The sequence below is a fragment of the Nocardia brasiliensis IFM 10847 genome (genome assembly GCF_000710915.1).
Taxonomy (GTDB): Bacteria; Actinomycetota; Actinomycetes; order Mycobacteriales; family Mycobacteriaceae; genus Nocardia; species Nocardia brasiliensis_A.
Genome location: NZ_BAUA01000021.1, coordinates 1 through 8765 on the forward strand (window position 1 = coordinate 1; position 8765 = coordinate 8765).

At 68.7% G+C, this 8765-nt stretch carries 9 protein-coding genes; 8 read left to right on the plus strand and 1 reads right to left on the minus strand.

Annotation, left to right across the window (positions count from 1 at the left end; genetic code table 11):
- From NBRGI_RS04375 to NBRGI_RS04415, 8 genes are all read left to right on the plus strand, one after another.
- Positions 1–489 (plus strand): STAS domain-containing protein (locus tag NBRGI_RS04375; protein ID WP_036557427.1); only part of this gene is annotated, 489 nt, incomplete at its 5' end.
- Between the two features lie 14 nt (positions 490–503).
- Positions 504–893 carry an STAS domain-containing protein gene (locus tag NBRGI_RS04380; RefSeq protein WP_029892961.1) on the plus strand — a complete coding sequence of 130 codons (390 nt, stop codon included), beginning with the start codon at positions 504–506 and terminating at the stop codon, positions 891–893.
- Positions 883–1296 (plus strand): ATP-binding protein, encoded by a 414-nt coding sequence (locus NBRGI_RS04385; protein ID WP_029892962.1) that lies wholly within the window; start codon positions 883–885, stop codon positions 1294–1296. The genes NBRGI_RS04380 and NBRGI_RS04385 overlap by 11 nt, the downstream gene beginning before the upstream one ends.
- The gene (locus NBRGI_RS04390; protein ID WP_029892963.1) at positions 1289–1924 is read left to right on the plus strand and encodes a SpoIIE family protein phosphatase; all 636 of its coding nucleotides are present in this window, start codon (positions 1289–1291) and stop codon (positions 1922–1924) included. Before NBRGI_RS04385 ends, NBRGI_RS04390 begins: the two co-directional genes overlap by 8 nt.
- 40 nt (positions 1925–1964) lie before the next feature.
- Positions 1965–4310, plus strand: coding sequence for a SpoIIE family protein phosphatase (locus NBRGI_RS04395; protein ID WP_029892964.1), 2346 nt, complete (start codon positions 1965–1967; stop codon positions 4308–4310).
- A gap of 441 nt (positions 4311–4751) precedes the next feature.
- Entirely contained in the window at positions 4752–5387 is a 636-nt protein-coding gene (locus NBRGI_RS04405) for a flavin reductase family protein (RefSeq protein ID WP_029892965.1), read from the plus strand.
- 178 nt (positions 5388–5565) lie between these two features.
- A complete protein-coding gene (locus NBRGI_RS04410) occupies positions 5566–5904 on the plus strand; it encodes an STAS domain-containing protein (protein WP_029892966.1) in 339 nt (112 codons plus the stop codon).
- Positions 5905–6463: 559 nt separating this feature from the next.
- Positions 6464–7624, plus strand: coding sequence for a hypothetical protein (locus NBRGI_RS04415; RefSeq protein WP_029892967.1), 1161 nt, complete (start codon positions 6464–6466; stop codon positions 7622–7624).
- Between the two features lie 7 nt (positions 7625–7631).
- Here NBRGI_RS04415 and NBRGI_RS04420 read toward each other — a convergent pair whose 3' ends face one another.
- Positions 7632–8672, minus strand: a complete 1041-nt coding sequence (locus NBRGI_RS04420; RefSeq protein ID WP_029892968.1) for an LLM class F420-dependent oxidoreductase — start codon at positions 8670–8672, stop codon at positions 7632–7634.
- Between the last annotated feature and the right edge of the window lie 93 nt (positions 8673–8765).

Here is an 8765-nt window from a genome sequence, read left to right on the forward strand (position 1 = left end):
CCGCCAACGCATGCCAACACCTGGGCTGCCTTCGTGCAGGAGCGCGAGCGCGTCATCCGCCAGCAGCAGGAGGCGATCCGCGAGCTGTCCACCCCTGTTCTGCAGGTGCGCGAACAGCTGCTCATTCTCCCGATCATCGGCGTGCTGGACAGCCAGCGCGCCCGCCAGCTCACCGAACAGCTGCTACGCGCCATCCGCGCCAATCGCGCCAAGGTCGTGGTCATCGACATCACCGGTGTGCCGCAGATCGACTCCACCGTGGCCAACCACCTGGTGCAGACCGTGGACGCGTCCGGCCTGATGGGCGCGAACGTGATCATCACCGGCCTGTCCTCGGAGATCGCGCTCACCCTGGTGACCATCGGATTGGACCTGTCCAAGATGAACGCGGTCGGCGACCTCCAGGGCGGTATCGAGGAAGCGGAACGGCTGCTGGGCTACGAGGTTTCCCGGGTCGCCGAGCGGGTCACCGAACGCGACGGCCGCTAGATCAGGGCGGGCACATGCCGGTACCGATTCTCAAACAGGGCACCTATCTCATCGCTTCGGTCCAGTCCGCACTGACCGACGCCGATACCGAACGGCTACAGGACGACCTGATGAAACAGGTCAGCAAATACCGGGCACACGGCATCATCGTCGACGTCACCGCGATCGACATCATGGATTCCTTCGCGGCGAGATCGTTGCGTACCATCGCGCACATGACGCAGCTGCGCGGCGCCGAAACGGTGATCGTCGGGCTGCAACCGGAAGTCGCGTTCGCCATGGTGCAACTCGGGCTCACGTTCGAAGACATGCACACCGCCCTCGATCTGGAAGAGGGCCTGGCCTGGTTGAACCGCAAGACCACCACCCGACGCCAGCGAGACGGTCGTGACAGTGGCCGCTGAGAACCTGGTGATCGCGGTCAGAGTGTCGGGCGACATCGTGATCGCACGTCAGGCCGGACACGAACTGGCCGCCAAGCTCGGATTCTCTCTGACAGACCGCACCATGATCTCAACGGCGATCTCCGAAATCGCCCGCAACATCACCAGTTACGCCGGCAGCGGCGAGATCCGCCTGACGGTGGACGAACGAGAAGGCAGGCAGGCGCTCGTGGTGCAGGCCGAAGACCAAGGCCCCGGCATCATCGACATTCCCCGCGCACTCGAAGACGGCTACTCCACCGGTCGCGGACTGGGCCTGGGTCTCCCCGGCGCCCGCAGACTGATGGACCGGCTCACCATCGACTCCGCACCCGGCCGCGGCACGTTGGTCGAGATGTGGAAGTGGGTACCCAACGGTGCATGACGATGGGTTCATCGGCCGAATCGAGTGGGCGGTGGCCGGTCGCGCGCTGCCGGGTCAGCGGGTTTCCGGGGACCGCAGCGTCGTGCTGGACACCGGCGGCGGCACAGTCCTTTTCGCAGTGCTCGACGGCCTCGGTCACGGCGCACCGGCCGCCGACGCCGCCGATCGGGCCGCCCAGGTGCTCGCCGAGAACCGCGCCGAACCGCTGGACGTGCTGATGGTGCTCTGTCATCGGGCCATGGCCGACACCCGCGGCGCGGCGGTCTCGCTCGCGCTGTTCGATCCCAGCGACACGGTGCGCTGGCTCGGCGTCGGCAATGTCGAATCGCGGGTGCTCACCGTGAGCCCCGGTGGGCTCACCGTGCGCGCCACCGTATTGCTGACCGCGGGCATCGTCGGCTACCGCTTACCGCAGAACCTGCAACCGCAGACCATCCAGGTGCGCCCGGGCGATCTGCTGCTGATGTCCACCGACGGCATCGTCAGCGAGTCCGCCGACGGCATCGACCTGTCCAAATCCACCGCGGAGATCACCGCCGACATCCTGGCCAGACACGCCAAGGACACCGACGACGCGCTGGTACTCGCCGCGCGGCACCGCGGCGCAGCCCACGGACCGACGACATGAGCCATACCGCTACCCCGACCGTGCGCAGCGAGGCGTCGAGATGACCGCCCTGCTGGCCGAATTCCTCGACGCCTACGCGAAAGCGCTACGGCGACATCTCGATTCGACCGCACAGGACAGCCTCGCCGAGGGCTACGAACTCGGCAGGCGGGCGCTGGTCGAGGGCGTCAGCCTGCTCGACCTCACCGAGCATCATTTCCGAGTGGTGCAGGCCGCCGAGAAAGCCGCGCAGACGAAGGAGAACCGGCTCGAAGAGTCCGGGCTGGAGTTCTTGCTGCAAACCCTTGCGGCACTGGACATCGCGACCCGCGGCTACCTGGACGGCGTCGGCCGCTACGAGCAACAGCGTTCGCGCGCAGACGATCTCGCCGGGCGCGACGCCTTCCGCACCGCACTGGTCGAGTCGCTGCAGGACGGCTTCTTCGTCGCCGACGCGCAGGGCACCATTGTCGAGGTCAACTCCGCGTTCGGCGCGCTGACCGGGTACGGCGCCGCCGATGTGCCCTATCCCCTGCCGCATCCGTGGTCGATCTCGGACGGCCCGCGCTATCCCGATCTCGGCACGGCGGCACAGCGTTTCGTCATTCCGGTGCGCCATCGCGACGGTCGCTCGGTCTGGCTCGCGGTCAGCACCAGCACACTGGTGAAACCGGAGAACGACGAAAGGATCTTCGTCGGCACCATCCGCGACGTCACCGCCGAGCACGACGCGCAGGCGCGCGACCAGGCGGCCTCCCGGCTCGCCACCGCCGTCGGCGCGGCGACCAGCGTGGTCGAGGTGCTCGCCGTGGGCTTGGACGAATTGCGGCGCACGGTCGGCGCGCAGACCGCGGTGGTCGCGGTGTGGCCGAACCGGCAGAGCGCACCGGAGGTGTACGTCTCCGGCGGCGAAGGCGCACCGGACGGACCCGAACGGACCGAACTCGACGCGCGCGCACAGGCCCTGCTGGATCGAGCCAGACGGCGGCCGGGCCGCAGCCTGTTCGCCATCCCCGAAGGCACCGAGAGTTCCGAGGGAATCGTCGCCCCGCTCGGCGAAACCGGGGACGCCGCGATCTGGTTGCGCTTCGCCGCGCCGCGCGCGATCAGCGCCGCCGATTGGACGCTGTTCTCCCTGCTCATCGGCCACCTCAGCCTCGCTGTGCAGCGGGCGCGCAACTTCGACCAGGCCCGCTCGACCTCGCTGACCCTGCAGCGGGCCATGCTCGGGCCGATCGAACTGCCGCCCCGGTTCTCGGTGCACTACGAGCCCGCGCTGCCGCCGCTGGAGATCGGCGGCGACTGGTACGACGTGGTTCCGCTGCGCGACGGCACCATCGGCGTCGTGGTCGGCGACTGCGTCGGCCGCGGTTTGTCCGCCGCCGTCGTGATGGGCCAATTGCGCTCGGCCGCACGGGCTTTGCTGTTACGCGGGGCGGGCCCCGCGCAGCTGCTCGCCGAACTCGACACGGTGGCCGGACGGATCCCCGGCGCGATGTGCACCACCGTGTGCGCCGCCGTGCTCGACCCGGTGCGCGGACTGGTCCGCTACAGCAGCGCCGGGCACATGCCGCCGATACTCGCCGACGTCGACACCGTCGGACGCCTGCTGGAGGGTGGCCGCTCGGTGCCGCTGGCCACCTTCGATCCGCCGCGGCGACCGGAGGCGACCACCGCGTTGACCCCGGGCTCGACCCTGGTGCTGTTCACCGACGGACTGGTCGAACAGCGCGGCATCGATATCGACGACAGCTTCGCCAAGATCGCCGACGTGCTCGCGGGCACCGCGGCCAAACTGCCGCGCGAGGTGGCCGACGCGGTGCTGTCCCGGCTGCGCCCCGCCGCGGGCTACGACGACGACGTCGCCATGGTGGTGTACCGGCAACCGCCCGCGCCGCTGCGGCTCGAGGTGCCCGCGCACCCGGATGAGCTTGCGGCACTGCGCCGTACGCTCAAAGCGTGGCTGGCGGCCGCCGCGGTCCCGCACGATCTGGCCTCGGATCTGGTGGCCGCCGCCAACGAGGCGTGCAGCAACAGCATCGAGCACGCCTACCGCAACGGCGCGCCACCCACCGGCCGACCGGCCAGCACGGACCTGTCCATGGGCCGCGCCGGCGCCACCGCACCGCGCGATCCCGCCGCCGAGGCCGATCGCGTCGTCCTCACCGCCACCTGCAATGTCGAGACCGTGGTGATCACCGTGACCGACACCGGCAGCTGGAAACCGCGCGCCGCCGACCCCGGCTACCGCGGCCGCGGCATCGACATGATGCGCGCCCTCACCGAAGAACTCGACATCGACCACTCCGGCCCCGGCACCCACGTCCGCATGTCGGTGACCCTGCCCGCCATCACTTTCCCTGTCGCCAACCCCCTGCGCGGCACCCACCCCCGCATCACCAGCTAGCGGAGATGCCGCCGCGCCCCACGCGGACCGGGCACCGTCACGGGCGGATCGGCCGCCGTCTCGGGGCAGATCGGGCACCGTCACGGGCAGACCGGTCGCCGTCACGAGCAGAACGGGCACAATCGCGAGCAGATCGGCCGCCATCGCGAGCAGAACGGGCACAATCGCGAGCAGAACGGCCGCCATCGCGAGCAGAACGGGCACCGCCACAAGCAGATCAGGGGCCGCCCCAAGCAGACCGCCCGCCATCATGGACGGATCGGGCACCGCCGCAGGCAGATCCGCCGCCACCGCGGACGGACCGACCATCGTCACGGACGGACCGGCCGCCATCACGCCCGAACCCGAAGGCTCCGAAGCACTTCCGTGCACGCCGAGACTCTCGGACGCGGTGTCCGTTTGCCGCCAGCACCGGCGGATCTGATTCGGGAGGGTGATGGGATGCATCGAGTCGTTGATCTGAAGGTGTTGTACTTCGGGACGCCGGTGGTCTTGGTCGGCACCCGAAACCCCGATGGGACAGCCAATCTCGCGCCGATGTCGTCGGCGTGGTGGCTCGGCGACCATTGCATGCTCGGGATGAGCACATCGTCGCGCACCACCCGGAACATGGTGCGCGAGCGCGAGTGTGTGCTGAACTTGCCGTCCGCAGCGCTGGTGCAGGCGGTGGACCGGCTGGCGCTGCTGACCGGCGCGCCCGAGCTGACCGCGCACCGGATCGAGAAGGGGTATCGCTACGAGCCGGACAAGTTCGGCGCGGCCGGCCTCACCGAGGTCGCCGCGGATCTCGTACGCGCGCCGCGGGTGGCCGAGTGCCCGATCCAGCTCGAGGGCGAGCTGGTCTCGGCCGTGCCGTTCGGGGTCGGTACCGGCGCGGTCGCGCACACCGTGCGGGTGGTTCGTGCCCATGTCGCCGAGGAACTGCTCATTCCGGGCACCGCCTACGTCGACCCGGCGGGCTGGGATCCGCTCATCATGAAGTTCTGCGAGTTCTTCGGCGGCGGAACCGGCGTGCATTCGTCCCGGCTGGCCGCGGGGTGGCGGATGCCGCATCCGGCGCTCGGTCAGCGCGGGTAACCGGTGGCAGCGCGAGCCCAGACGGGCGAATCCGATAGCGCCACAACGGCAACTTCGGTATGCGTCCTACGGTAGGGTTGACAGCTATGGACACGCCGAGGTTGCGAATTCGCCGCTACTTGTGTGTTGTGATCGCGTGAGCAATACATCCGGAGACGCGTACCCCGTGGCGGACACGATGACCACCACCGTCGCCTCGCAGGACGGTGCGACGGTGCTGACCGTGGCCGGTGAGGTCGATCTGGCGACCGCACCGGCGCTGGAAAGCTCGATCGAGGCCATCCTCGACGGCAAGCCCGCGGCCCTGATCATCGACCTGACCGCCGTCAGCTTCCTGGCCTCGGCCGGGATGGCCGTCCTGGTGGCTACCCACCAACGGGCCGGTTCGGCCACCGCGATCGCGGTCGTCGCCGACGGCCCCGCCACCAGCAGACAGCTCCGCATGACCAACCTCGATCAGGTGTTCGCCGTCCACTCCACCCTCCAGGCGGCACTCACCGGCTTGCAGAACCGCTGACCTCAGCGCCTTCAGGGCGTGCAGTCAGACACCGCACCCTGATCCGCCGTCCACGCTCGAGTTCTGTGTTCACACACGGGTTCTGTGACGTGGCACAGCGGGTGCGTGAACACAGCAGGGGTGCGTGAACCGGCGGCGGCCTATCTGTCGCTTGGTTCGGACCGGACGGTCTCTCAATGGTGGCCAGGGGCGCTGGGTGCGCCCGTGGTTGCCGCGGGGCGAGAGCGACGGGGTCGCGGGGCGGCGGACGTTCCCTCGTTCAGCGACTAGGCGTCGGGTGGATGGCGGGAGCGGCCACGCGACAGGTGGGCGAGGCCGGCGCGGAACGGCGGACGTCCCCCAATCCGCGACTCGACGTCGAGTCGTATGGGCGGCCACGCGACTGGGCTCGCAGATCGTCTGGGCCGCGTACACGCACGCGTCCAACGGCGACATCGACATGAAAGACAGCTCCCCCCGAATCGGACACCCTCGGTGTATCACAAGGAGCTCTTAATCCGGATGGGTACGCAAGTACTACCCTGCAACACTGCAACGAGAAGGTGGGGACTTCGATCGCATGGTGTGCGTCAGGGGCCGTTGGGCGGCAGGCACGGTGGCGTTGTTGCTGGCTTCGACGGTTTCCTGCGCGGACCGGCCCGGGTATCCGGGGAATGAGCTGACGGCGATGCCCGGCGGGGCGGTCGGGGCGGTGGTGGTCGGGCCGCTCGCGCTGGAATCCGTTGGCCGCGAGGATCGGACGATGCTTTTCGTGTTCGATCAGGGAGGGCAGGTGGTGGGGAAGGCGCTCGGGCCCGCGGTCAGCAACAATCGGGTGCTCGCCGACGCCGGACGGATCGTCACCTCGTTCGCCGATTCGGTGTCGGCGCTGGCCGGGAACGGCCGCGAGCAGTTCGAGATCGAGCGGGAATCCATTGTGCAGGCCGCGGCCGGGCAACCCGGTAGCGGCGCGGCCACGATCTGGTACAACACCGGAGTTGTCAACGGCGAGTACGTCAATCGGTTCGTGTCGGTCGGGCCGGACAACGCGATGCGGACGGGGCAGGTCGCGGGGATCGTCGGAACCACCTCGTACTGTGGGGAATCCAACTTCGCGGTGGTGCGGCAATCGTTCGTCGGCACCGAGCAGAACCCGACGAAGAACTGGCTCTACGCACTCGGTGACGACAGCGCTCCGGTGGTGCGCGGTCAGTGGGATTACGACCCGGAATTCCGGCCGGTGACAACGACTTCCGCGTGCACCGAGGACGGCGGCGAGCTGGTCGCGCTCTATGCGTCCCAGCAGACCGCGACCGGCGCGGGTACCGGCCTGACGTTGGTGAAATTTCGCACGGCCGACGGCGCACGGTCCGAAACCCCTTTGCACATGCCCGATCTCGGCTGGGAAACGCATCGCGCTTCATTGACGGTGGCGCACGGCAAGCTGTACTGGATCACCAGAAACGGTGAAGTGCTGTCGGTGCCATTGGACGGCACGAACACCGTGACGAAGGAGTGGACCGTGCACGGACCGCGCGACAAGGTCGCATTGTCGGTGCACGGATCCACCGTGTCGGCGCTCAGCTATCGCGGCAAAGCCGAATACTCCCGATACGAACTCGCGACAGGCCACCGCCTCGCCGGACCGGTCGCGCTCCCCTGGCTCGACGACATCGAGGGGAGCGAGACCGAAAGCGGCGGCAGCATCTACTCTGTCGCCGATATGACGGGGCTCGGCTGAGGCGGGTTCAGTCGCAGAGGCCGCGCAACTGCTCGATCAGCTTGACCCGCTCGGCCGGAGTGGCCGCCATCGGGACCACGTTCAGCACGGTCGCCCCCGCCTCGGCGAACGCGGCGATTCGCTCCTTGACGTAGCCCGCCGGGCCGACCAACGAGACGTCGCGTACCAGCGCGTCGGGGACCGCCTTGGCCGCCTCTTCCTTCTTGCCCGCCAGGTAGAGCTCCTGGATGCGGTCGGCTTCGGCGCCGTAGCCGTACTTGGTGGCCAGCGTGTGATAGAAGTTTTTGCCCTTCGCGCCCATGCCACCGATGTAGAGGGCCAGATGCGGTTTGACGAATTCGAGCAGCGGTTCGACGTTGTCGCCGATGGCCAGCGCCGGGCCCGCGTAGACCTGCAGGTCGCCGAGTTGCGGGTCGCGCTTGGCCAGTCCGGCGGCCAGGGCATCGCCCCACACGTCCTTCGCCTTCTCCGGCAGGAAGAACACCGGCTGCCAGCCTTCGGCGATCTCCGCGGTCAGCTCGACGTTCTTCGGGCCGAGCGAGGCGAGCAGCACCGGAATGCGTTCGCGTACCGGGTGATTGATGAGCTTGAGCGCCTTGCCGAGCCCGGTGCCCTGCCCTTCGGGCAGCGGGATCTGGTAGTACTTGCCGTGATATTCGAGCCGCTCGCGCCGCCACACCTTGCGGCAGATCTCCACCAGTTCCCGGGTGCGGCCGATCGGCGCGTCGTAGGGGACGCCGTGGAAGCCCTCGATCACCTGCGGGCCCGAGGCGCCGAGGCCGAGGATGTAGCGGCCGTCGGAGACGAAGTCGAGACCGGCCGCGGTCATCGCGGTCAGGCTGGGCGTGCGGGTGTAGATCTGCAGGATGCCGGAGGCCAGCTCCAGCCGTGACGTCTTGGCCGCGAGATAACCGAGCGCGCTCACCGCGTCGTAGGAGTAGGCCTCGGGCACGAACACGATGTCCAGACCGGCCCGTTCGAGGTCCACGACCTCGGCGGCCGCCTCTTTGAAACCGCCCGAGTAGTTGATGCTCAATCCGATCCGCATGGCACTCAACATAACGCCGTTTACGGGTGAGCGGTGCAGTGGGCCGGGTGCGACGGCCAACCGGTAGCGTTGACCGCGCACCGCTCCCCCTCG

Bases quoted from the DNA above. Each gene is read 5' to 3' on its own strand.
- NBRGI_RS04380 (WP_029892961.1), top strand. From the start codon at position 504: ATGCCGGTACCGATTCTCAAACAGGGCACCTATCTCATCGCTTCGGTC.
- NBRGI_RS04395 (WP_029892964.1), top strand. From the start codon at position 1,965: ATGACCGCCCTGCTGGCCGAATTCCTCGACGCCTACGCGAAAGCGCTA.
- NBRGI_RS04405 (WP_029892965.1), top strand. From the start codon at position 4,752: ATGCATCGAGTCGTTGATCTGAAGGTGTTGTACTTCGGGACGCCGGTG.
- NBRGI_RS04410 (WP_029892966.1), top strand. From the start codon at position 5,566: ATGACCACCACCGTCGCCTCGCAGGACGGTGCGACGGTGCTGACCGTG.
- NBRGI_RS04415 (WP_029892967.1), top strand. From the start codon at position 6,464: ATGGTGTGCGTCAGGGGCCGTTGGGCGGCAGGCACGGTGGCGTTGTTG.
- NBRGI_RS04420 (WP_029892968.1), bottom strand. From the start codon at position 8,672: ATGCGGATCGGATTGAGCATCAACTACTCGGGCGGTTTCAAAGAGGCG.